Genomic DNA, 22127 nt, shown 5'->3' with positions numbered 1-22127 from the left:
TCTCCAGCTGCGCGATCCGGCGCCGGGCAGGCGCGAGCTCCGCCTGGTCGGCCGAGGTCAGCCCCGGCTCCGGCCCGGCGTCGATGTGGTCCTGCTTGAGGCATACGTAGATGGTCTGGCTGGGCATCTGCAGGTCCGCTGCGACCTGTCGCACCGGTCTTCCGGCCTTGACCAAGTCCAGCACCCTGCGGACGGAACTCCGGGGGGATAGGTCCTGGGCATCCTGTGTCTCTCCTCATGATCAAAGACATGAGGATTCCAGTAAGCCGACCCCACTGAACACGGGGCACACCACCCCTCGACGGGCCGTATTCGCTCGCGAATCGGGCTGGTGATCCCAGAACCAGCCGCTATCCGCCGCTGGGCGGATAGGGCACCCTGTGCGGGCCGTGCTCCAGCCGGGGCCCTGCGCGGTGGGCAGTTCGGCTTCGCCTAGACAGACCGAAGCGACTGCAAAGGCGGTTGGCGATCGATGATTGGTTTACTTGGGAGTCCAGTCTTGCTGTGTGATGCGGGAGAATCACTCCTCAAGGTTGCGGTCGCCGCGGCGCTCGATACGGGTTTCACTACCGGTCAACCTCCTGGCACCAGGTGGTCTGCGGCGCCGTGACGGAGAAGGGCCCTTGCTGTAGCGAGGCGAGCCAGATCGGATATTGGGCTCCTTGGATACCAATACTCATCAGATCGTGGACATGTGGGTGAACCAATAGTAGGGTCAGCGCACCGTAGAGGTGTTCCCACCCCCAAGTTCGGAGCCGTACATGCCCAGCTTCCTCACTAGACCGTCACTGGTCGCGTCCCTGGCCGCCTGTAGCGCGGCGGTGCTGTCCCTGAGCGCCTGTGCCGGGTCCACTGCCGACTCCGCATCCGGCGGCAGAATCCTGGTGATCGACACCACGTTCAACCTCAAGAGCGCCGATCCGGGGCGTCAGTTCGAGCCGACGGGACAGACGATCGGCAAGGCGATCTACCAGACGTTGCTGACGTTCAAGGGCGGCGACGTCACAAAGCCGGTGCCGGACCTCGCCACCTACGAGCAGTCCAAGGACAGAAAGACGCTCACGCTGCGTCTACGTGGCGGCACGTTCTCCGATGGCAGCCCGGTCACGGCCGATGACGTGGTCTTCTCCCTCAACCGGGTGATCGGACTCAAGGGCAACCCCTCGTTCCTGCTGAAAGGAGTGACGATCACCAAGAACGACGCCTCGACGGTCACGCTGACCTCGAAGGAACCAAATCTCGCGCTGCCGTTCATCCTGGCCAACCCCTCGCTCGGGATTCTCAACAGCAAGGTCGTCAGAGCGCACGGCGGCACGGAGACGAGCGCGGACAAGGCGGAGCCATACCTCAACAGACACTCCTCCGGCTCCGGCCCGTACACACTGACCGCCTACAGCACCACCACGCAGGTCGTCCTACAGAAGAACTCCAAGTACACCGGGCCCGACGATCCCACGTACGACAAGGTCATCCTCCGCAACGTCCAGACACCGACCCAGAAGCTCAACGTTCAGCGCGGCGACAGCCAGATCGCTCTGAACCTCAGTTCCGACCAGGTGCAACGGCTGACCGGCGGCGTAAAGGTGCTCAGCCAGACCTCCTCGGACGTAGTCTTTCTGCTTCTCAACCAGGACGAGAGCGTCGGCGGCGTCACCGCCGACCCGAAGTTCAACGAGGCGGTGCGCAAGGGCATCGACTACCAGGGTCTGCTCCAGCTCGCCGGCAAGGGCGCCACCCAGCCCGCCGGGATCATCCCGTCGACATTCGTCGGCTCGCTGCCCCCTTCCGAGGCCACCGGTCGTGATCTGGAGGGCGCGAGGGCCGCACTCGCCGCCGGCGGCCTGAAGCACCCGAAGGTGACGCTGAGCTACGCCAATGACACGGCAGTCGGCGGCCTGACCCTTCAACCGCTGGCCGAGCGTATTCAAGCCCAGCTGAAGGAGATCGGCATCACCGTAGACCTCGCCCCGGGGCCGAGCGCCACCGAACTGGACAAGTACCGCGCCGGGAAGAACCAGATGGGCCTGTGGAAGTGGAGCCCGGACTACCCGGACCCGAGTGACTACCTGGTCTTCCTGCCCGGCAACCTGGTCGGCCTGCGCGCGGGCTGGAAGGCGAGCGCCGACGCCGAACTCGACCCCCTCGTGGAGAAGGCCCGTCTGGTCACCAAGAGCGAGGAGCGCAACGCCGCGTACAAAGAGATCCAGCGCAGGCTCAACGCCTCGGGCCCGTTCGTCTCGCTGATCCAGCCAAGCCGGATCACGGTCACGGCCGCCTCGGTCGCCGGTGTGGAGTACAACCCGGTTTGGACGATCGATGTCGCAGATGTCCGCACCAGCTAGCGCTGACCGGGCGAGGCGGCGGCGATCGGGATCCGCATCCCGGCACCGTCGTCCGCTCGTCCGGTTCCTCTGCCGACGGGCCGGCGTCGCGCTCCTGCTCGCCGTGGGGGTCACGCTGGTGACGTTCGTGCTGACCAACCTGGTCCCTGGTGACCCCGCCACCGCCAACCTCGGCGAGCAGGCCAGCAGCGACCCCGCCGCCGTCGCCGAATACAGGCGCCAGCACGGCCTCGACCAGCCGCTCCCAATCCAGTACGCCAGGTACCTGGAGGATCTGGCGCGAGGTGATCTCGGCCAGTCCCAGCAGAGCCATCAGCCCGTGCTGACCGATCTGCGCGCCGCGGTCCCGGCGACCATGGAGCTCGCCGCGCTCGCGATCCTGCTGTCGCTGCTGGTGGGGGTGGCCTCTGGCGTCGTCTCCGCGCTCCACCGGAACCGGCTCGGCGACCACGTGCTGCGAGTGCTCAGCCTGCTCTTCGTCTCGATGCCCACCTTCTGGCTCGCGCTGGTCGCGTTCTACGTCTTCTTCGACCAGCTCGGCTGGGCCGCGGGCAGCGGCCGACTGGATCCCGGTGTGACCGCACCGGCGAACGTCACGGGCCTGTACACGGTCGACGCGGTCCTCGCCGGGCAGTGGTTCACGTTCTGGAACGCGGTCAGCCATCTGATCTTGCCCGCGCTAGTGCTGACCGCCCACACGGTGGGCCTTCTGACCAGGTTCACGAGGTCCGCGGTTTTGGAAGTGCTGAGCCAGGATTACGTGCGGTCCGCGCGGGCCAAAGGACTGCCCGAGCGGACCGTTCTGGTGCACTACGTCCTGCGCGGAGCGCTGGTGCCGGTCATCACTGTGGCCGGGCTCGCCTTCGGCGCTTTGCTGTCGGGCACCGTACTGGTGGAGTCGATCTTCGCCTGGCCTGGTCTTGGCGGGTACGCCTTCCGCAGCGCGACGACGTTCGACCTGCCCGCGGTAATGGGCGTCGGGCTGGTGATCGGCACCATCTATCTCTTCGTCAATCTGGCGGTGGACGTCTTGTACGGCGTGATCGACCCGAGGGCGAGGGTCCAGTGAACCTCCGTCTCCTCAAACGCCTGCCCCCGGCTTGCCGCAGGCCCTTGACGCTCATCGGCAGCGGCGTCGCCCTCCTCTGGCTGCTGGCCGGCCTCGCGGCTCCGCTGCTCGCCCCGCACGACCCTCTGGCTCAGAGCCTGCCCCGGTTGGCCGGGCCCGGCCGGGGGCACTGGTTCGGAACCGACGCCCTCGGGCGGGACATCCTGAGCCGTGTGCTGTACGGCGCGCGGGTGTCGATCCCGCTCTCGCTGACCGTGGTGGCGCTGTCCCTGTTCGTCGGCGGGGTGCTGGGGGGCTTCGCGGGCTACTTCGGGCGGCGGGTGGACGAGGTGATCATGCGGGTCGCAGACCTCGTCCTCGCCTTCCCCACGGTCATCCTCGCCCTGGTGATCGCCGCGGCGCTGGGCGCCAGCCTCCAGAACGCCGTCCTCGCCATCCTCCTGGTCGCATGGCCGCCGTTCGCCAGGGTGGCCCGCGGACTGGTGCTAGGCCTTCGATCCCAGGAGTACATCCTCAGCGGTCGGCTACTCGGCTTCTCCGCCTGGCGATCGTTGCGCGTCGACGTCCTCCCCGGCGTGCTCGGGCCGCTGCTGGTGCTCACGGCCCTCGACATCGGCAACGCCACCCTGCTGTTGTCTGGCCTTTCCTTCCTCGGCCTAGGCGCGAAGCCGCCGATCGCGGAATGGGGCTCGATGGTCGCGGACGGCACCCTGCAGTTCGACAGCTGGTGGATCGGGGTGTTCCCGGGACTGGCGATCCTGACGATCGTCCTGGCCTTCAACTTCCTCGGCGACGCGCTGCGGGACGCCCTCGACCCCGGGACCGCCAAGACCATCGGAACGGCGAAGGAGCATGCCGCGTGACCGAAGCCAACCACGCGGAACGGACGAGACCGCAGCGCGCGGAGGATCAGCGGGACATCCTCGACATCGTCGGGCTCACCGTCGCCCTACCCGGTCGGACGGGCACGGGCACCACGGTCCTGCATGGCGTCGATCTGAGGCTGAAACCCGGCGGCATTCACGGACTTGCGGGGGAAAGCGGCTCCGGCAAAACCATGACCGGCCTCGCCGTCATGGGACTACTGCCGCCTGGTGCCCGGGCGCGAGGAAGAGTCCTGCTAGACGGCGAGGATCTGCTGTCGCTCAGCGCTCACGAGTTGGGCGCGGTGCGCGGCCGGGTCGTGAGCATGGTCTTCCAAGACCCCTCCACCTGCTTGCACCCCATGCTCACCATCGGGCACCAGCTCACCGATCACCTCCGTCACCACCTCAAGATCGGCCGGAAGGAGGCGCGCGGACGGGCCGCCGATCTGCTCGGCCGGGTCCGCATCCCCTCGCCCGCAGAGGCGCTGAGCCGCTATCCGCACGAGTTCTCCGGGGGGATGCGCCAGCGCGTCGCCATCGCTGCTGCGCTGGCCTGCGAACCGAAGGTGGTCATCGCCGACGAGCCCACCACGGGACTCGACGTGACCATCCAGGCCGGGGTGCTGCGGCTTCTTCGCGGACTCTGCGACGAACTCGGTCTCGCGATCCTCCTGGTCACGCACGATCTGGGGGTGATGTCCGCTATAGCCGACGAAGTCAGCGTCCTGAAGCACGGACGCGTCGTCGAGAGCGGCCCGCGCGCACGGGTCCTCACCGCCCCGCGGCACGGTTACACCCGCTCGCTGCTCGAAGCCCTTCCTGGAAGGACCGCGACATGATGGCGCGGCAGAACCGGCTGCTCAGCGTCTCCGACCTCGTCGTCCAGCACCGCCGAGCCGGCCGCCGACCGGTCCGTGCGGTCGCCGGTGTGAGCCTGGACCTCGGAGCCGGGGAAGTCCTCGGGCTCGTCGGGGAGTCGGGGTGCGGCAAATCGAGTCTGGCACGCGCGGTTTGCGGCCTCACGGCTCCGACCGGTGGCGAGATCCTCTTCGACGGCAGGCCGATGCGCCCCCTCGGGGTACGTCGGCGCGCCCCCGCGCTCACCGGGGTGCAGATGGTCTTCCAGGACCCCTACGGCTCGCTCAATCCGCGCCGCCGTGTCAGCGCTCAGATCGCCGACGGCATCCGCGCCGGCGCCGAACGCGGCGAGCGGGGCGCCACGAAGCTGACACCCGGAGCCCTCCTTGTCCGCGTCGGCCTGCCCGAAGACCTGGCCGACCGCTATCCGCAGGAGCTCTCCGGCGGGCAGCGACAGCGCGTCGCGATCGCCCGCGCGGTGGCCGCCCGTCCCCGGCTCCTGGTGGGTGACGAGCCGATCTCCGCCCTTGACGCCTCTGCCCAGGCGCAGGTCGCCCGGATGATGCGGGCGCTGGCCGTCGAGTCCGGCGCCGGCCTGCTGTTCATCAGCCACGACCTGTCCGTCGTCCGGCTCATCGCCGACCGGATAGCGGTGATGTATCTCGGACGCATCGTCGAAACGGGTCCGACAGCCGAGGTATGGGAGAACCCGCGTCACCCCTACACGCGAGCGCTGCTGGCGGCGATACCGCACCCCGACGGCGCGGGCCGCCTCCCAGTGGAACTGCCCGGCGACGCCTCCGACGCCGCCGCGCCTCCCAGCGGCTGCCGCTTCCATCCGCGCTGCCCGCTCGCTTTCGAAGGCTGCGACCGGGAGGAGCCGCAGCTGGCCGCCGACGGTGTCGCGTGCCGCCTCTACTCTTCCTGAGACGCGCCGGCGCGAACCAGCCGATCCACCAGTTCGACACGATCATCAGGAGTGGGTGAATGACCCCGCCGAACGCGCAACTGGCACAGCTCACCAAGGACTTCTGGCACTGGCGTGCCCGGACACAGTCGGACTCCTTCGACGACATCCCACGTGTGGACCGGCCGGCCGGGTGGACCTCCGACTGGTCGGCCGCCGCGGTCGCCGCCCGCCGGTCCCGGCTCGACGGGTTCAGCAGGCGATATCAGGCCCTTGACCTGGGAGACGAGAGCGTCCCAGTGCGGGTGAACGGTCGCCTTCTGGAGTCCGCGCTCGCGAGGGTCCACTGGGAACTGGACCTGCTGAGCGGCTGGCGGCGCAATCCCTGCTTCTACATCGACCAGAGCCTTATACCGGTCTTCAACCTGCTGCTCCCGCCGCCACCCTTCGACGGTGCACGTGCTGCGGCGATCATCGAAAACCTGGCCAACGTGCCCCGCGTCTTGGCGCAGGCGCGGACCAATCTGCTCGGGCACGCGGCCGAGCCCTTCGCAACGCAAGCCCTGAAGCTCCTCGCCGAAAGCGCAGAACGACTCGAAGAGGCGATGGCGTCCCTCGCGCCCCTGCTGCCGCAACTCCACGCGAGGGCCCTGCCCACAGTGACCCAGGAGGCTGCCCGGCAACTCACGGCCTTCCAGGACTGGCTACAGGACCAGGATCATCCCGGGGAGGCGGCCGTGGGAGAACAGGCGCTGAACTTCTTCCTACACAAGGTCGCCCTGCTGCCCTATACGCCTCAGCAGATGCGTGTCATGGCGCGTCAGGAGCACCACCGATCCGTCGCGGCCGAGGCGATCGCACGCCGCCAAAGCCGCCGATCACAACAGCGGAGTGCTCCCCAGGAGCAGAACTACATCGGTCTACAGCACTCCCAGGAACGCGCCGTGCGCCGCTTCTACGCCGAGCAAGGCATTCTCCGTCTCCCTGAAGATCTGCGGCATTACCGCTTTGAACCCGTGCCGTCCTATCTTGAGCCGTTGACCTGGCTTGGCGTGCCGCATTACATCACCTCCCAGGCGAGCGCCGGTGAGGACGCGGTGCGCTACGTGAGAGCCCCAGAACCCGGACTGTCGTATTTCCAGCAAGCAAAGGTGCTGGATCCGCGGACCGGGATCGTCCATGAGGGCGTCCACGCTCACCAGCTGGCATGGTCCTGGCAGCATCCGGATCCGGCGCGCCGTAACTTCTACGATTCCGCGCCCAACGAAGGTCTCGCGTTCTATCACGAAGAACTGATGCTGCTGTCGGGACTGTTCGCGGACTCCCCGGCCAGCGCCGTTTTCATGGCGAACTCGATGCGGCTGCGTGCCCTGCGCGTCGAAACCGACCTGGGGCTGGCGGCCGGGGACCTCACCCTCGGCGAGGCCGCCGATCTCCTCGTCACCATGGTCCCCCTGGACGGTGAGACGGCCTGGCAGGAGGCGGTGTTCTTCGCTGGCAATCCGGGCCAAGGACTGAGTTATCAGATCGGCAAGCTGCAGATTCTCGATCTGCTCAGTGCGAGCGAACGTGAGCTGGATGACTTCGACCTGCAAGCCTTTCACGAGCGGCTGTGGCGAGAGGGCAACATCCCCATCGCTTTGCAGCGCTGGGAATTCCTCGGCCTGCGGGACCACCTCGACGAGGCCGACCGGCTCGCGGGCGCTGGCCGGCCTCTCCGCTAGACCATCATCTCGGGGCGATCGATCTGGCCCGCGCTGTAGCGGTAGAGCCGGAACGCGTCAATGGGACGCGACGTCTTGCCGTCCAGGGACAGATCGGCGGCGATCTCGCCGAGTACCGGGCCGAGCGTGAAACCGTGCCCAGACAGGCCCGCGATCACGGTGAGGCCCTGCGGCCCCGCGGCGCCGTCGATGATCGGGAGGCCGTCCGGTGTCATGTCGACCAGACCAGCCCAGTACCGCGCGGCCTTGGCATCGCGGAGCTCGGGGATGACGGTGGCCAGCCGGACCAGCGAGCCGTCGACAAGAGGGCGGTCGATCTGCGGCTCCGGCGACCTGTGAGGCACCAAGGCCATGCTGAGGCTTGACCGGCGACGGAGCTGTTCGAGGATGCGGCGGGTGTCAATGGTCAATCTGAGGTTCTCACGGAACGATATAGCCCGTGGAAGCCAGTAGCGCAGCCCGTGGAGGTCGGACAGCGACACCCCGTGTGAGACCTTGGCGTTGAGACCCGCACTGACGACGACCCTGCCGCACGGACGCTGGCGGGCACCGAACCCGAAGGCGCGGATCGTCTGGGAGAACAGGGGTTTCATCGGCTCCGTCTCCAGCTCCGACATGACCACCGGCATGATCGGAACTTTGAGGCCGACGGTCTTGGCGAGGTAGGGCGCCCAGACACCGGCCGCGACCACGACCGCGTCTGCGTGGACGGGTCCCGCGGTGGAGTCCACGCCGGTGATCCTGCCGCGGGTCTGCAGGAGCCGGGTGACCTTGACCCCGTACGCAAGGTGTGCCCCGGCGCGTCCGGCGCGGCGGACGTAGTGCTCGGTGCCCTTGCGGGGCTGGCAGTGGGCGTCCATCGGGCTCCACATCGCCCCGAGAAGGGGGCCTGTGGCGCTGGGGACGAGTTCGCGGGTCCGTTCGGCGTCGAGTAGTTCGACGCTGTGCAGCCCCGCCCGGTGGGCCTGCTCGACAAGGCGGCGCAGAACGGGTAGTTCCTCGTCGCTGGTACGGAGGTACAGGTTGCCGCCGGTGACCAGCTCGAAGTCGCCCTCCTCGGCGGCGCGGGCCCACAGCTCGAGTGCTTCGCGGGCGAGCGGGACCTCGGCGTCGTGCCGTCCTTGGACGCGCAGCGAGCCCTGAGCCCGGCCCGACGCCTCCCGTGCCGGTCCGTCCTCCTTGTCGAGCAGGACGACCCTGCCGCCGCGGCCGGCGGCAGCGGCGGCGGCGGCCGCTCCGATGATTCCGCTGCCGACGACGACGACGTCAGCGGTACTGGGCAGGGACATGGCAGGACTCCTGTTTCCTTGCGAGAGTACGGTGCATGTGACGGAGAACATGGTCGGACGGATGTCAGCAGTGGCGGCGGGCGTCCAACCTGCGCAGTTCCCGCTCGTCCACGGTGAATCCGAGACCCGGCCCCTCGGGCACGGCGATGTGTCCGTCGATGACCTCGACCTGCTGTTCGGTTATCTGCTGGCGGTACTTGAGCGGGCCCATCAGGTAGGACGGGTAACTCAGCGTGGGTAGCGCGGCGGCGAGGTGCAGGCCCATGGCGGTGGCGACTCCCATCTCGATGACGCTGCCGACCATGACGCCCGTGCCGCCGGCGGCGGCGATCTGGGCGGCGTGCAGGGCCGCCGTGGGGCCGCCGAGCTTGGAGTGCCCGAGGTTGACCACCGTCGCGAGACGCTCCCTGACAACCTCGGCCGCGTCGGCCACCGTACGGACGGCCTCATCGGCGGCGACGTCCACCCGCAGGTCGCCGACCAGCTCGTATTGGTAGGCGGCGGCGGTCCGCGGCAGCGGCTGTTCAAGCATGCTCAGACCGATCGCCTCTATCCGCGAGAGCGCACGGATCAGGTCGCTGGGCGTCCACATGGCGTTGATGTCGACGAACAGCCCGACGTCCGGGCCGACGGCGTCCCGAACCGCCTGGAGCCGGTCGAGGTCGGCGTCAACGTCGCCGCGGCCCGCGTAGAGCTTGAGCCACCGGTAGGTGTCGGCCTGTTTCAGAGCGGTCTCCACCATCATTCCCGCGCTCTCGTCCCAGCCGACCGATCCGTGTACCTCGATCCGCTCGCGGAAGCCGCCACCGAGCAACGTATGCACCGGCACGTCCAGCGCCCGTCCCACCAGATCCAGCAGCGCGGTGTCGACCGCCGCGAGGGTGAAGGGGGCGGAGGTGAGGGAATGCGCCAGGTCGTGCAGGAGCGGGAGGCGGTGCCTGGGGTCACGGCCGACGAGGACCGGTGCTACACGCTCTTCGAGGAGTTCCACGACGGAATTCTGCGTCTCGCTGGTGAAGGCCGGGACGGGGCAGGCCTCTCCGTAGCCGGTCGGGCCTTCGTCCGTGCGGATGATCACCACGACGTTCGGTGAGGCGGACCGGTCGCTGGTGCCGAATCGAAACATCGTCTTGAAGGACGCGAGGAGGGGGACCGCCTCAACGGAACTGATCTTCATGGGATGTGCGGGCTCCTTGCCGAACAGTGTTCTTTTCGGAGCGTGCCGAGGCTGCGATCAATGGCTCGGCGACGCGTCTCCGGCGGGCGTGTCTCGGGAACGCTCCTCCCGATGAACTCGGCGACGCCGACAACGTTAACAATTGGGTCACCCACATGTCCACCACCGTGCCGAAATTGGATCTTCGGGAGTCGCTCATTGCCGCTCATGGGTACTCTGACGGCTCAGCGTGGCGGACACATGTCCTAGCTCGGCTCTAAGGTCTCGCTTGGCCACGCGATCCGTGATCGAGGCGGCGTTGCGCGGAAGGAAAGGACCGCAGCGCTAGAATGGCCCTTAGTGACGGTCTATTGGGAATCCCAATGAAGGGACGGTGTGGTGGCTTCGACGGCTCAGGAAGCACCGACCTTGCTGGTTCCACAGTCGCGCAGGAGGTACGAGGCGGTCGTGGACAGCATGCTGGAACTGGTCGAGGCCCGTGGCCTGCGGCCGGGCGACGCCCTGCCGACCGAGCGTGAGCTGGCGGAGCTGTTTGGAGTGAGCCGTAACGTCCTGCGCCAGGCGTTCGGTGTGCTGGAAGATCGGGGGCTGCTGCGCACGGTCCGGGGCTCGGGCCGATATTTGCGCGAAGCCGCCGTCGCGCACGTTGCCGACCTGGGCGCGCGCGCCTCGGTTGAGGTCGCCTCGATCGCGGACGTGCTGGAGGCACGCACGCTCCTGGAGGTCCAGGTCGCCGCGCTCGCCTGCCAGCGTCGCACCGCCGAGCAGGCCCAGAGCCTGGCGGTGCTCGCTGGCCGGCTCGCCTCCTGGGAGGACAACCTGGCGTTCCACTGCGCCGTGGCGGCAGCCACCCACAACTTCGTGCTGGAGCGACTGGTGCGCCAGCAGGCCGAGCTCGCGGGCGAGCTGCACCAGCGCGAGCACTACCAGGACCCCGACGAGCTGGAGCATATGCGCGCGGAGCACCAAGGTATCGCCGCAGCGATCGCCGCGCGCGACAGTGAGGCGGCGAAGGACCTCGTGCGCGGCCATCTGCATCGCACGCGCCGGGTGCTGTTCTCCCACCCGTCGCGATGACCCATCAGCGGCGGCGATCGTCCAGGCCGTTCTGAGGCCCAAGAGCGGGCTCCCGCCGGGTGGTGTTCCCCCCGCCGGACGGGATGGCCTCGGCCGCGGTGTTCAGGGCGTTGAGCACGGGACGCAGCAGCGGGTGTGCCTCGGCGCCCCGGCGTACGGCGGCGAAGACGCGGCGGGTGGCGACCACCCCGTCGACCGGCCGGACGATCGCATGGGATAGGTCGACGTCGCGCAGCGCCGAGCGGGGGACGAGGGCGACTCCGGCGCCGGCGGCGATGAGCGCGACGACAGCCCTGAAATCGTCGGAGAAGTGCTCCATCCGGGGTTCGAAGCCCGCGTACTCGCATGCGAGGATCACCACGTCGTGACACGGGTTGCCGGGATAGGGCCCGATCCAGCGCTCTCCCGCGAGAGCGGCCACCGCAACGCTCCCGTCACCGGCGAGCCGATGGCCCCGGGGAAGGACGGCGTCGAACGGCTCGGCGTACAACGGGAACCGTGCCAGCCGCCGGTCATCGGCGCTCGGTGCGCCCCGGTACTCGACGGCGACGGCGACGTCGGCGCGGCCGTCGAGCACCATGGGGAGACTCTCGTCGCCCTCGGCGTCCCGGACCTGGATCTCGATGCCGGGCGCGGCGGTCGCGAGGGCGGTGACGGCGGGAGCCAGCACGAGAGCGATGCCCGTGGCGAACGAGGCGACGGTGACCTTGCCGGCCGCGCCGCAGGCATAGGCCGCCAACTCGGCCTCGGCACGTTCGATCTGAGCGAGGACGACATGGGCATGGTTAAGCAGGATCTTCCCGACGGGGGTGAGCCTCACCCCTCGCTTGTCGCGTTCCAGGATCTTGTGGCCGGTCTCCTGCTCCAGCGCCGCCAATTGCTGGGACACAGCGGACGGGGTGAGGTACAGCGCGGCCGCCGCGGCGGTCACCGTGCGGTGCTCCGCCACGGCCTGCAACGTGCGCAGCCGTCGCGCGTCAATCACCTCATCATCCTGCCAGAAGGCCACGAACAGTGACAAAGGCAGCAACGGCCCTGTTCACGTCGGCGGCTGTGTGGGCGGCCGACAACTGCACCCGGATCCGGGCCCGCCCATGCGGGACGACCGGATAGGAGAAGCCGATGACATAGAGGCCCTGCTCCAGCAGAAGCTCGGCCATCCGCGCGGCCTTGGCTGCGTCGCCTATCATGACCGGGACGATCGGGTGGTCGCCGGGAAGGATCTCAAAACCGGCCCCGGTCATGTGTGAACGGAAGAGAGCGGTGTTGTCAGCCAGCCGCCGCCGCAACGCGGCCGAATTCTCCAGCAGGTCCAGGACCTTAAGGGAGGCGGCGGCGATCACCGGAGCGACGGAGTTGGAGAACAGGTAGGGGCGAGAACGCTGGCGCAGCAGGTCGACGATCTCGGAACGGGCGGCGACGTACCCGCCGGAGGCGCCGCCCAGCGCCTTACCGAGCGTGCCGGTGATGATGTCGACCCGGTCCATCACGCCGCACAGTTCGTGAGTGCCGCGGCCGTGAGGGCCGGTGAAGCCGACCGCATGGGAGTCGTCGACCATGACCATCGCGTGGTACCGTCCGGCGAGGTCGCAGATCTCGCCGAGCGGCGCGCGGTGGCCGTCCATGGAGAAGACACCGTCGGTGACGATCAGGCGTCGCCGGGACCCGGCGGCCTCCTTCAACCGCTCCTCCAGGCCGGCCATGTCACGGTTGGCGTAGCGCAGACGACGCGCCTTGGACAGCCGGATGCCGTCGATGATGCTCGCATGGTTCAACTCGTCGGAGATGACGGCGTCGCGTTCGTCGAGGATGGTTTCGAAGACGCCGCAGTTCGCGTCGAAGCAGGAGCCAAAAAGGACGGTGTCCTCACTGTCGAGAAAGCTGGAAAGCCGCGCCTCCAGTTCCCGGTGCACCTCCTGGGTACCGCAGATGAAGCGGACCGACGCCATGCCGTAGCCCCAGCGCCGCAGTCCGTCTTGGGCGGCCGCGATCACCTCGGGATGATCGGCCAGGCCCAGGTAGTTGTTGGCGCAGAAGTTCAGCACCTCGCCGGGGCGGCCGCCCCCGGTGACGGTGACGACGGAGCGTTGCGGCGTGCCGATGACGCGTTCGGGCTTGTGCAGCCCGGCCCGGTGAATCTCTTCGAGTGTCGCGCGCATGTCGTCGCGTACGGAGTCGAACATGACGGAAGTCTCCTGGAGATGAGGGTGCCGTTCGGGCGGGGCCGGGTCCGGTGATCAGGCCGTCCAGTCGAGGACGACCTTGCCGCATTGGCCGCTCGCCGCGTCGTCGAAGGCGGCTTCGAAGTCCTGGTACGGATAGCGACCGGTGATCACCGGACTGAGGTCGAGGCCGCCCTCGATCAGGACCGACATCGCGTACCAGGTCTCGAACATCTCGCGGCCGTAGACGCCCTTGATCGTGATCATGGAGGTGACGATGCGCGAGAAGTCCACCGCGAACTCCTCCGTCGGCAGGCCGAGCATCGCGATGCGGCCGCCGTGTGTCATGTTCGCGATCATGCCGCGCAGGGCCTCGGGCCGGCCGGACATCTCTAGGCCGATGTCGAAGCCCTCTTGCAGCCCTAGACGCTCCTTGGCCTCGGCGACGGACGTCTTGGCGACGTTGAGCGTCAGGCTGACACCGACCCTGCGGGCCAGTTCCAGTCGGTACTCACTGACGTCCGTGATAACGATGTTGCGGGCGCCCGCGTGCCGAGCCACGGCGGCGGCCATGATGCCGATCGGCCCAGCGCCGGTAACAAGCACGTCCTCCCCGACCAGGGGGAAGGAGAGCGCGGTGTGGACGGCGTTGCCAAACGGGTCGAAGATCGCTGCAGTGTCGAGGTCAATGGGATGGTGATGGACCCATGCGTTGGATGCTGGCAGGGCCACGTACTCGGCGAAGGCACCGTCCCGGCCGACACCGAGGCCGACCGTGCGGTGGCACAGGTGACGGCGTCCGGCCAGGCAATTGCGGCATGTACCGCACACCAGGTGTCCTTCACCGCTGACAAGATCACCTACGCGCACGCCAGTGACGTCGCCCCCGATACTGGTGACCTCGCCGACGAACTCATGCCCGAGGACCAGCGGCGGGCGGACCGCCCGCCGGGCCCAGCCATCGAAAGCGCGGATGTGCAGATCAGTACCGCAGATTCCCGTACGCAGGACTCTGATGAGCACGTCACCGCGGCCTGTGACGGGCTCGGGGACATGACGAAGTGACAGTCCTGGCCCTGCCTCCTCCTTCACCAGTGCTTTCACTGTTGGGACTCCTGCCGAGAGTGGAAATGGCCGTGGGTAAATGGAGGCGCGCAGTGCCTGAGACGCCGACGAGAAGCCGCGCCGGATGGGCGCCCTGGCATCTCAATGTGCCTGGCGGTGAGGCTTTCAGTCCATCGAGGTTTTCTTAATCAGAACGACAGATGAGCTTCATGATCACAAGCACGCCCTGACGGGGAGGACCCCGTCGCGCCACGAGGCACGACGCGGGGCCTCTCCGAGAAGGTGCAGCACGTAGGCACCGCCGAGGCCGCCACAGCGCCCTGGAGATGCTCAGCCCCGTCGAGTACGAAAGACTCCACGCAGCCCAACAACCGGCATGAGATTCCGGTATCCCGACACCACAGAACTCGGGGTACATCAGGCGGCCAGGGCCTGGCTGGCGCGGCTGCTGCTGGTGGACCCGGTGAGCCAGCTGATCGTGCCGCAACACTCGCCCGGCGGGCATCGCTGCTACTCCCGCTACCAGCTCCGGCTGGCGCAACGTGCTCGTGACCTGGTCGATCAGGGCACGGCGCTGGAGGCGGCATGCCGCATCATCGTCCTGGAAGACCAGCTCGCCGAAGCCCAGCGCATCAACGCCCAGCTCCAGCGGGACCGCGTGTCACACGCCTCGCCGCAGAAGGGGTCGGCTTAGCAGGCCCCGGCTGCGCTCTCCGGTAGGTCGTGCACGACGCCCCGGGCCTGCTCCTGAGGCGGTTGTCCGGAACGGCGCGTGCTCGTCGCCCCGGGGCTACGCCAAGGCGGCGGTGCAAAACGAGGAGTCCGGCGGCGGCCGCCCGTCTGTACGTGGTACGACCTGGGCCTGGACAGCTTCTACCGCGGAACTGCAGGGAGAAAGGGAACGGTCCGCCGCGCGCTCCGGGGGAAGGGACGCGGCGGACCGTCATCGCCGCCGGGGGCTCGCGGCGGCGTCGGGGTCACCGACTTGTGGGCACGCCCCCCTTCGGGGGTCGCGCCTGGTGGTGACTAGTAGGTGAACCGGATCGTGGCTGCGCCGCCGGGGGTCCATCCGCGGACCTTGACGCCCGCGGCGACGTTGCCCCACGGAACGACGCAGGTTCCGCCGCCCGTGCCGCACTTGTGCCAGTACGCCTTGCCCTTGGAGTCGAACCCGCGGACGTTGAACGCGGTGTTCTGGTTTCCGTACACGTTCCAGTGGAAGGTGACCTTCCGGCCCTTGCTCCCGAAGATGGAGCAGCTGCCCACGCCCGGGCTCCACTGCGCCGGGGTGGTCACGATGTTGCCGCCGCACGAGGAAGCCTGGACGGTCTGGACGGGCTGGGCGGGGGCGGTGGCGGCCTCACCAGGCACGGAGAGACCTCCGACCACTGCCGGTACAGCGAGCGAAAGGGCGGCGACGCGGCCGATGGAGATTCTCATATGCACACTCCTCTGATCAGAGCGGGAACCGGTCTTGAAAACGAGACCGAAAGGAAGCCGGCAGGGCGCTCGCCGCACTTCGGCGTGGAACGTTCCTGCCGCGGGCTACGATGCCGCACCCGCCCACCGGCCTCTAGGGCCCTAGGGCCCTAATGGCCCTAGGGCCCTAGGGCCCTATGTGGGGCCCTAGGGCCCCCGCGCCCATGCCAAGGTGGTCCGCCTGGCCCAGGACGTCAGGCCATGGGGGACGAGATGCCCTCCGACGATGCGCTGCGTGGCTGGGCGCACCTGTCGCTCTGGGCGCATTACGGTGGCGGTGGGACAGGCATCTGCATAGAGTTTGATAAACGCAAACTCATCGAACGCTTCATGACCACACCGCAATTGCGGGGAATTCTACGTTTCCACGGCCCCATCCACTATCGGTACAGCGGCGTGATGCCGATCCACGCGCATCCACGGACTCGTCAAGCGTGGAGAACCTCAACCTACCCAAGGTGTAACTCGAACGCCTATTTAGAACCACTCCTGTGACACTGATGCCCAGTCGGTTGACGATGTCATACGCCAAGTGCTGGACGACCTGCAGCGAAACTTTCCCGGTGCACTCCAGGCATTCAAGCGGACATGTAAATTGCCCGTATGGCCCTGTTGGGAAAGGCCACACATTGGGCCAGCCTCGCCCGTGACGCGTCGCCGCGTCCGGTCCGGCACAGTCCCGGCCGACTGGACGAGACCACCGAGGAGGGGTTCTTCGGCCGGTTTTTGGCTCAACTCGCCGTTCCGGCCGCCCAACTGGCCCTCGATCGGACTGCGGATGGGGATGTGCTGCTGCACCTGATCGATGTCACCACCGGGTCGGCCGCCGCCCTCGCCCCCGACCGCGGGCACGGGCACATCGTCCGGCAGGCGGGCCCGGCGCGTTTGTGGGACGACGTGGAGACTGCGTGGTCAGCTTAGGACCAGGCCGGGCGGCCGGGGCCTGAGACATTCCGGATGCGCGTTCACCACGGACGGCAATCCAGTGCTCATGTGGGCTCCAACGATCTGGATTGCCTCCCGCCATGAAGTGGTCGCAACCTGAACACGTCATCACTTCGGCAGGCTTAGAGCGGAGACCGTGTGGACGTTAGTGACGTGGCTGCCGAGTTGGTCCGGCGGCGAGACCTTGATCAGCAGGCCCGCAGGAACGCCGCAGGTGGGCGGTGGAGCGAGCGGGAACGAGAGCACACCGGTCAGGTGGACGCCGACAACACCCGGTGGCTGACAGGATTAGTGGCCGAGCACGGCTGGCCTCGGGCCGACCGGGTCGGCGCCGCCGCGGCTCACGCCGCATGGTTGATCGCCCAGCATGCCGACGCCGCCCCAGCCCAGCAACGCAGGTTTCTGACCTTGATGCGCCAAGCCGCCGCTGATGGCCAAGCACGACCGGCAGATCTGGCCTACCTCGAAGACCGATGCCGACGAAACTCCGGACGACCCCAACTGTATGGAACGCAACTCGCCACAACCGACGATGGTGACCTGGTTCCGGCTCCGTTGGAGGAACCCGAGAGGGTCGACGACCGCCGTGCCGCAGTAGGACTATCGCCACTGGCTGACTACCTCAAGGCGGTCCGCGAACACAATCAATGACGGCCTCCGCCACGTGCTCTCCGGTCGGCTCGGTAGCACATGGCCGTCATTCGCGATCTACATCCGCTCAGCCCCAGGCCGCCTCGACATCGCCGCTGAACTGACCAAACGTCTTCAAACTCTGATGGACCGCAGAGCCGTCCTATGGCGGGCGGTATGACCTCGCCCGACCGTGTCTCGGGCGTGCCCGGCGCCGACCGGGCCCGTGAACGGGGCCAGCCTCGTCGCACCCCACGGCCGGAGCATGGTGCTCACCGCTCTCTCCTCTTGAACTCATTGGTGGCATATTTCGTGCGTCGCCAGCACTGTGAATGATGGTGACCTAAGGGTTAACGCGGAATATCAGCTCGGCCGAGCCCAATGGTGAACGGAGCGGGGCCTGTTGAACGGGGCTCGCTGGCCGAGGGCGGGCGAGTCCCTGGTGGTGCGGCAGACATCGGCCAGCCTCGGGTACCGGTGGTGCGAGTCGCGTCGAGCGCCGCGCGCAACTCGATAGGGGTGTGGCCGGTGAGGGTCTGGTGGCTACCGCGAACCGCGATCCACTGGTTGGGCGCGATGCACAGGATCGCCCAGCGCGGAAAGTCGGCTCGAAGCTGCCGCAGTACCAGAGCAGGATCCGGCGGCGGCTGGCAGTGTAGTGCTGAGGCTCTGTGAACGGCACCGCCCGGTTCGGCGTCTCCGCCGGCGTGATGGGAGATGCCGGGCCGGGACGAGTGAGCGGGCACGACGGGCCTGCCGGGGGCTGCGGGTGTGCCGGGGCGGGTTGGTCCGCCCGGTCCTGCCGGTTCAGCGTGCCCATCGAGCCCGGGGCGGCGTCATCGGTGCTGGCTTCACCGGCTTGGTCTTTCGCGCGGGTTGTGGTCCACGAATGTGCCCGAGTGTGGCGGTCGATCTACCCGAGCGTGTCGATGGCTGCCGTGATGAGGGCGCGTGCGGCGGCGCCGTGGACCGAGGCTCCGGCCAGCTGCGCGTGGGCCTTGACGTCGACGCCGACCTCGGTGGGCGCGGTGATGGTCACCGTGGCCGACAGCAGCTCGAAGTGCCCCCGCCGGTCGTCGAAGACGTCGAAGGTCGGCACCGGCCAGATCTCGCGGGCCGGTCCGGTGAACGGGATGACGCCCAGCGACACCGCTGGCAGCGACATCACCGTCAGCACATGCCTGAGCTGCCCGGCACGCCCCCGTCCTCGTGACGCTGCGTCGGCAGGCCTTGTGCCATCTCACCGGCGTCCTGGTAGGCCGCCTCGTCGGTGTGCAGGTTCGTGCGCGTCTTCGGCAGACCAAACGCGCCGCCGAGCTCGGCAATCTGATCGGTGCCGCCCGGGCACAACCCGGGGAACGCGGGCCTATTCCGCGCCCCGTGCCAATTCCTCGTACAACCCTTCCATAGCGGTGTGGTCGTCGTCGGTGCCGGTGTGCGGAGCGGCGAACCAGCGCGCGTACTCGGCGATCTCGGAGAGCCGCCAGTCCAGCGCGAACAGCTCGACCATCGCGGGGTCGGGAAGCAAGAGGTCTGCCGCCGGGAGCAGATCGGCGTAGTCTCGTTCGGGCGGTGCGAGAGCCAGCGACTCCCAGTCGACCAACCTCAACCCGTGGGAGGTCATGACCTGGTTGTCGTTATGCGGCTCGCCGTGTGTCGGCACCCATGAGTCCCGACGGGAGAATGCCATTTCCGCCAGTTCCAGGTAGCGGCCCGTCCAGCCCTTGATCGCATCGTCGTGTGCGGCAAGGGCGACCCGTGCCTGCTCCGCCAACGGGCCGCTAGTCCAGGGCTTGGCGGTGCGATCTCGCAACTCATCGGCGAAGTCAGGGCCGACCTGCGGAGTCCAAGACCGCATGCCATCAAGTGGGGCAGCGCGATGCAGCGCGGCCAGCGCGAGAACGACCTCGCGAACATGCCGGGGCTCGCGGGCCTCCGCCTCGGTCGGGCTCCGACCCTCCAACCACGGCGTCACGCTGAGCACACCGGCCCCGACGTCGAGGGTGAACCGCCCGGACCGGGCGGGCAACGGCGCACACGCCACGTCCAGACCAGCGACGGCCAGTGCGGCAGCCCCAGCGTAGGCAGCCTCCAGGGACGTCGCGGTATGCCGGGGCTCCAACTGGTCCAACGTTACGAACAGAGTGGTGCCCCCGCCGGTCGCACGCCAATGGTGCGCGCCGAAACCCCACGGCAGGTAGCTGATATCGGCAATCTCGGGCAGCCAGTGCGTGGCGACCCCATGCGCGATCGCCTCGTCACTGATGGAGGAAGGACGGGACAACACAAGATCCAATTCTAGGAAGAACGCGGACACACATGCATGGGGATTTCGCTGCACGGTCGACCTGAGCCACCGCAGCAGCATTGAACAGTGTGTCGCCGTCGGTGCCGGGTTTGTTCACTCCCAGGTTCGAGCTCGGCCACAGGCCGGGGGAGGCGATGATGTCGGTGACGTGATGAAGATCAGGCGCGGGACGCCTTGGTCGGTCATCGCCTCGGCGATGCGCTCGGCCTGGGTGTCGAGGGCGCCGGCGAGGTCGGCGTAGACGATGTCCTGGCCGCGTACCGCATCGGCCAGCCGGTCGCGGTCGAGGACGTCGCCTGCAACGACGCGGGCCGAGGCGGGCGCGTCGGTGAGGCGGTCCGGGGCGCGCACGAACAGTGTCAGGTCGGCGTCGTTGTCGGCGAGCATGTCGGTCGCCAGTCGTGAGGTCCGTCCGCTGGCGCCCAGGACCAGCACGTTCGGCATGGGTTCCTCCCCCAATGGTCCTTCGAAGGGCGAACGCCTTCTGCCGCCCTCTGCGGGCTGGGGGTCACCGAAGGTGCTTGTCGAACCAGTTGATCGGGACTTCGGGGTGTTCGCCGAAGTAGTTGTAGCCGCGGAAGCGCTGGTCGGTGCCGCTGATCCAGTGCAGGTCCTTGTCGTCGACGGGGAGGGCGTCGTAGATCGACTGGACGTCCTCGGGGCGGGTCATGGTGTCGTCGTGGACCTGCGCGACGAGTGTGGGAACGGTGACCGCCTTGACGTGCTCAATCGGAGACTGCTCGTCCAGGTGGAACCCGGTCCGCTCGTGCACGGCCTTGTCGAACCTGGCGAACCCGTCGGCCATGCCGATTCCCTTGACGAACTCCTCGATCACCGGACGTGCCGAGACCGGCTGCAGCATGACCATCGCCTGGATCTCAGAGAACTCCTCGGGGTGCTTTGACCAGGCCACGGCCGTGGAGTCGGCGCCCAGGCACACCGAAAGCAGGACCTTGCGCATGTCCCGGGTCTCGGGCCGCGAGGCGGCGTAGCGCAGCGAGCCGATGACGTCGCGGTACTCGCGCAGCCCGATGCCGGTGATCCCGCCGTTGCCCTGCCCGCTCATGCCGTGGTTGCGGATGTCGTAGGCGAGGATGTTGTAGCCGGCGTCGTGCAGGGCCCGGTACTCGGGCAGGAAGCTGACCTCGAAGCCGCCGAGCCCGCCGAACTCCGGCAGGTGGCCGGGGTAGCCGTAGCGGTTGCCCGGCAGGAAGTGGTTGTGGATGACGAGCTTGTCCGACTCGGCCGGGATGAACCAGCCTTCCAGCGGCACGCCGTCCATTGAGGGGAAGAAGACGTCCTCATAGGTCAGCCCCACCTCGTCGGGGCGGCGCAGCACGGGTGCGCGGCGCCCCGCGGTCGTTCCGGTGGTCCATAGCTGGACGAAGTTGTCGAACGCCGCTTGGGCCTGCTGCTCGTCCATGGTCGTCTCTCCTTCGGGTTCCTTGCCATCGTGGTCTCCGCATCTCAGGTGCCCATTTAGTCGCTCGCGATTCCGGCTATCGGGCCCAAGGCCCCCCAACACAGTCTGGCTGTGGCGCGTCGCGCGCCGACTAAGGAAGGGGGAAGGAGGCCACACTGGGGATACGGCCACCCGCCGCCGGAACGAGGGGCCCGGCATACCGCGAGCCGTCTCGCCGACCTCCGGCAACGGTGCACCAGACCAAACCAACCGCCTAGCCGACGTCGGAGACCTGCGGCCTGCGGCCTGGTTCAGGACGTTCGACAACCAGACTCCACGTGGCCAACAACGAGGGAACCGTCGCTGATCATAGGCACGTCTGCCTCACTGCTGATTCGGATGTCTGCGCGTATCCCTTCACTGATCACCACCGATCTGGCCGAAGCGCGCTCATTCGCAGCCGGGCACACGCTTGCCGGGCTTGGTCGTAGAGATGGCCGACGACGGGACGGCGACGCCCAGGCGCTGATCGGGCGCGTCCGTCAACTCTGGGCGGACCCGGCCAAGCTGCGCCTGCTGCCCCGACAGAGCGCTGCGGGTGGCCGCCGCACCTACGGGACACAGAACCGGATCGTCGGCAGGTGACCGACGGTTCTGGCTGACGCACGCTGAACTGTCGTGCGCCGGTGTGTCCGTTGTGGGGCAGCCGCATGGGTGGTCACGGTGCCGCCGCGGCGGACCACCCTCACGGCTTGTGGAGGGATACCGGGTGGACTTTGATCCGGTCGGGTGCGGCGGTCGCGACGGTGTCGGCGGGCGCTGGTGAG

Annotated in this window: 20 protein-coding genes and 1 pseudogene; 11 read left to right on the top strand and 10 right to left on the bottom strand. The window is 68.0% G+C overall.

The annotated features are described in order from the left end of the window. The first annotated feature begins 884 nt into the window (after nt 1-884). The 6 genes from FXF65_RS41895 to FXF65_RS41870 are packed head-to-tail and all read left to right on the top strand — an operon-like array spanning nt 885 to nt 7766. A complete protein-coding gene (locus tag FXF65_RS41895; protein WP_246199473.1) occupies nt 885-2342 on the top strand; it encodes an ABC transporter substrate-binding protein in 1458 nt (485 codons plus the stop codon). After that, a complete protein-coding gene (locus tag FXF65_RS41890) occupies nt 2317-3411 on the top strand; it encodes an ABC transporter permease (protein ID WP_222869029.1) in 1095 nt (364 codons plus the stop codon). The genes FXF65_RS41895 and FXF65_RS41890 overlap by 26 nt, the downstream gene beginning before the upstream one ends. Before the next feature lie 44 nt (nt 3412-3455). Beyond that, nucleotides 3456-4274, top strand: a complete 819-nt coding sequence (locus FXF65_RS41885) for an ABC transporter permease (protein WP_246199471.1) — start codon at nt 3456-3458, stop codon at nt 4272-4274. Beyond that, nucleotides 4271-5116, top strand: coding sequence for an ABC transporter ATP-binding protein (locus tag FXF65_RS41880; RefSeq protein WP_246199470.1), 846 nt, complete (start codon nt 4271-4273; stop codon nt 5114-5116). Before FXF65_RS41885 ends, FXF65_RS41880 begins: the two co-directional genes overlap by 4 nt. Then, a complete protein-coding gene (locus FXF65_RS41875; RefSeq protein ID WP_246199469.1) occupies nt 5113-6063 on the top strand; it encodes an ABC transporter ATP-binding protein in 951 nt (316 codons plus the stop codon). The genes FXF65_RS41880 and FXF65_RS41875 overlap by 4 nt, the downstream gene beginning before the upstream one ends. 59 nt (nt 6064-6122) lie before the next feature. After that, nucleotides 6123-7766 carry a DUF885 family protein gene (locus FXF65_RS41870; RefSeq protein WP_148356050.1) on the top strand — a complete coding sequence of 548 codons (1644 nt, stop codon included), beginning with the start codon at nt 6123-6125 and terminating at the stop codon, nt 7764-7766. On the opposite strand, the gene FXF65_RS41865 is transcribed toward FXF65_RS41870, so the two are convergent. Then, nucleotides 7763-9055, bottom strand: coding sequence for an NAD(P)/FAD-dependent oxidoreductase (locus tag FXF65_RS41865; protein ID WP_187412811.1), 1293 nt, complete (start codon nt 9053-9055; stop codon nt 7763-7765). The two genes, FXF65_RS41870 and FXF65_RS41865, sit on opposite strands and share 4 nt — an antisense overlap. A gap of 64 nt (nt 9056-9119) precedes the next feature. Then, the gene (locus FXF65_RS41860) at nt 9120-10232 is read right to left on the bottom strand and encodes a mandelate racemase/muconate lactonizing enzyme family protein (protein ID WP_148356048.1); all 1113 of its coding nucleotides are present in this window, start codon (nt 10230-10232) and stop codon (nt 9120-9122) included. A gap of 447 nt (nt 10233-10679) precedes the next feature. On the opposite strand from FXF65_RS41860, the gene FXF65_RS41855 reads away from it, so the two are divergent. Next, the gene (locus tag FXF65_RS41855; protein WP_148356047.1) at nt 10680-11309 is read left to right on the top strand and encodes a FadR/GntR family transcriptional regulator; all 630 of its coding nucleotides are present in this window, start codon (nt 10680-10682) and stop codon (nt 11307-11309) included. A gap of 4 nt (nt 11310-11313) precedes the next feature. Here the strand turns inward: FXF65_RS41855 and FXF65_RS41850 are convergent, their stop codons facing one another. The 3 genes from FXF65_RS41850 to tdh are packed head-to-tail and all read right to left on the bottom strand — an operon-like array spanning nt 11314 to nt 14575. Beyond that, nucleotides 11314-12294, bottom strand: a complete 981-nt coding sequence (locus tag FXF65_RS41850) for a LysR family transcriptional regulator (RefSeq protein ID WP_148356046.1) — start codon at nt 12292-12294, stop codon at nt 11314-11316. Nucleotides 12295-12298: 4 nt separating this feature from the next. Continuing rightward, a complete protein-coding gene (locus FXF65_RS41845) occupies nt 12299-13492 on the bottom strand; it encodes a glycine C-acetyltransferase (RefSeq protein ID WP_148356045.1) in 1194 nt (397 codons plus the stop codon). Between the two features lie 54 nt (nt 13493-13546). Further along, nucleotides 13547-14575: an L-threonine 3-dehydrogenase gene (tdh, locus tag FXF65_RS41840; RefSeq protein WP_148356044.1), complete on the bottom strand. Its 1029-nt coding sequence runs from the start codon at nt 14573-14575 to the stop codon at nt 13547-13549. A 337-nt stretch (nt 14576-14912) separates the two neighbouring features. On the opposite strand from tdh, the gene FXF65_RS41835 reads away from it, so the two are divergent. After that, nucleotides 14913-15230, top strand: coding sequence for a MerR family transcriptional regulator (locus FXF65_RS41835; RefSeq protein ID WP_246199468.1), 318 nt, complete (start codon nt 14913-14915; stop codon nt 15228-15230). Nucleotides 15231-15562: 332 nt separating this feature from the next. Here the strand turns inward: FXF65_RS41835 and FXF65_RS41830 are convergent, their stop codons facing one another. Beyond that, nucleotides 15563-15907 carry a hypothetical protein gene (locus FXF65_RS41830; RefSeq protein WP_148356043.1) on the bottom strand — a complete coding sequence of 115 codons (345 nt, stop codon included), beginning with the start codon at nt 15905-15907 and terminating at the stop codon, nt 15563-15565. Nucleotides 15908-16216: 309 nt separating this feature from the next. Here FXF65_RS41830 and FXF65_RS41825 point away from each other — a divergent pair, with 309 nt between their 5' ends. The 3 genes from FXF65_RS41825 to FXF65_RS46360 all read left to right on the top strand — a co-directional run bounded on the left by FXF65_RS41825 (nt 16217) and on the right by FXF65_RS46360 (nt 17611). Then, the gene (locus FXF65_RS41825; RefSeq protein WP_148356042.1) at nt 16217-16510 is read left to right on the top strand and encodes a DUF2971 domain-containing protein; all 294 of its coding nucleotides are present in this window, start codon (nt 16217-16219) and stop codon (nt 16508-16510) included. A gap of 108 nt (nt 16511-16618) precedes the next feature. Then, entirely contained in the window at nt 16619-16936 is a 318-nt protein-coding gene (locus FXF65_RS41820) for a hypothetical protein (RefSeq protein ID WP_148356041.1), read from the top strand. 162 nt (nt 16937-17098) lie between these two features. Beyond that, nucleotides 17099-17611 (top strand): DUF6624 domain-containing protein, encoded by a 513-nt coding sequence (locus FXF65_RS46360; RefSeq protein WP_148356040.1) that lies wholly within the window; start codon nt 17099-17101, stop codon nt 17609-17611. A gap of 892 nt (nt 17612-18503) precedes the next feature. On the opposite strand, the pseudogene FXF65_RS41810 reads toward FXF65_RS46360, so the two are convergent. The 4 genes and pseudogenes from FXF65_RS41810 to FXF65_RS41795 form a co-directional block, all read right to left on the bottom strand. Then, nucleotides 18504-18773 (bottom strand): annotated as a pseudogene (locus FXF65_RS41810) (Scr1 family TA system antitoxin-like transcriptional regulator); the annotation flags it as partial. A gap of 183 nt (nt 18774-18956) precedes the next feature. After that, nucleotides 18957-19907 carry a phosphotransferase family protein gene (locus tag FXF65_RS41805; RefSeq protein ID WP_246199467.1) on the bottom strand — a complete coding sequence of 317 codons (951 nt, stop codon included), beginning with the start codon at nt 19905-19907 and terminating at the stop codon, nt 18957-18959. A gap of 84 nt (nt 19908-19991) precedes the next feature. Beyond that, entirely contained in the window at nt 19992-20342 is a 351-nt protein-coding gene (locus tag FXF65_RS41800) for an NAD(P)H-binding protein (RefSeq protein ID WP_246199466.1), read from the bottom strand. Nucleotides 20343-20406: 64 nt separating this feature from the next. Continuing rightward, nucleotides 20407-21321, bottom strand: coding sequence for an alpha/beta hydrolase family protein (locus tag FXF65_RS41795; RefSeq protein ID WP_148356037.1), 915 nt, complete (start codon nt 21319-21321; stop codon nt 20407-20409). Nucleotides 21322-22127 lie beyond the last annotated feature (806 nt).

The sequence above is a fragment of the Actinomadura syzygii genome (assembly GCF_008085905.1).
GTDB classification, from domain to species: domain Bacteria; phylum Actinomycetota; class Actinomycetes; order Streptosporangiales; family Streptosporangiaceae; genus Spirillospora; species Spirillospora syzygii.
This window is presented reverse-complemented; position numbering and strand designations above follow the sequence as displayed.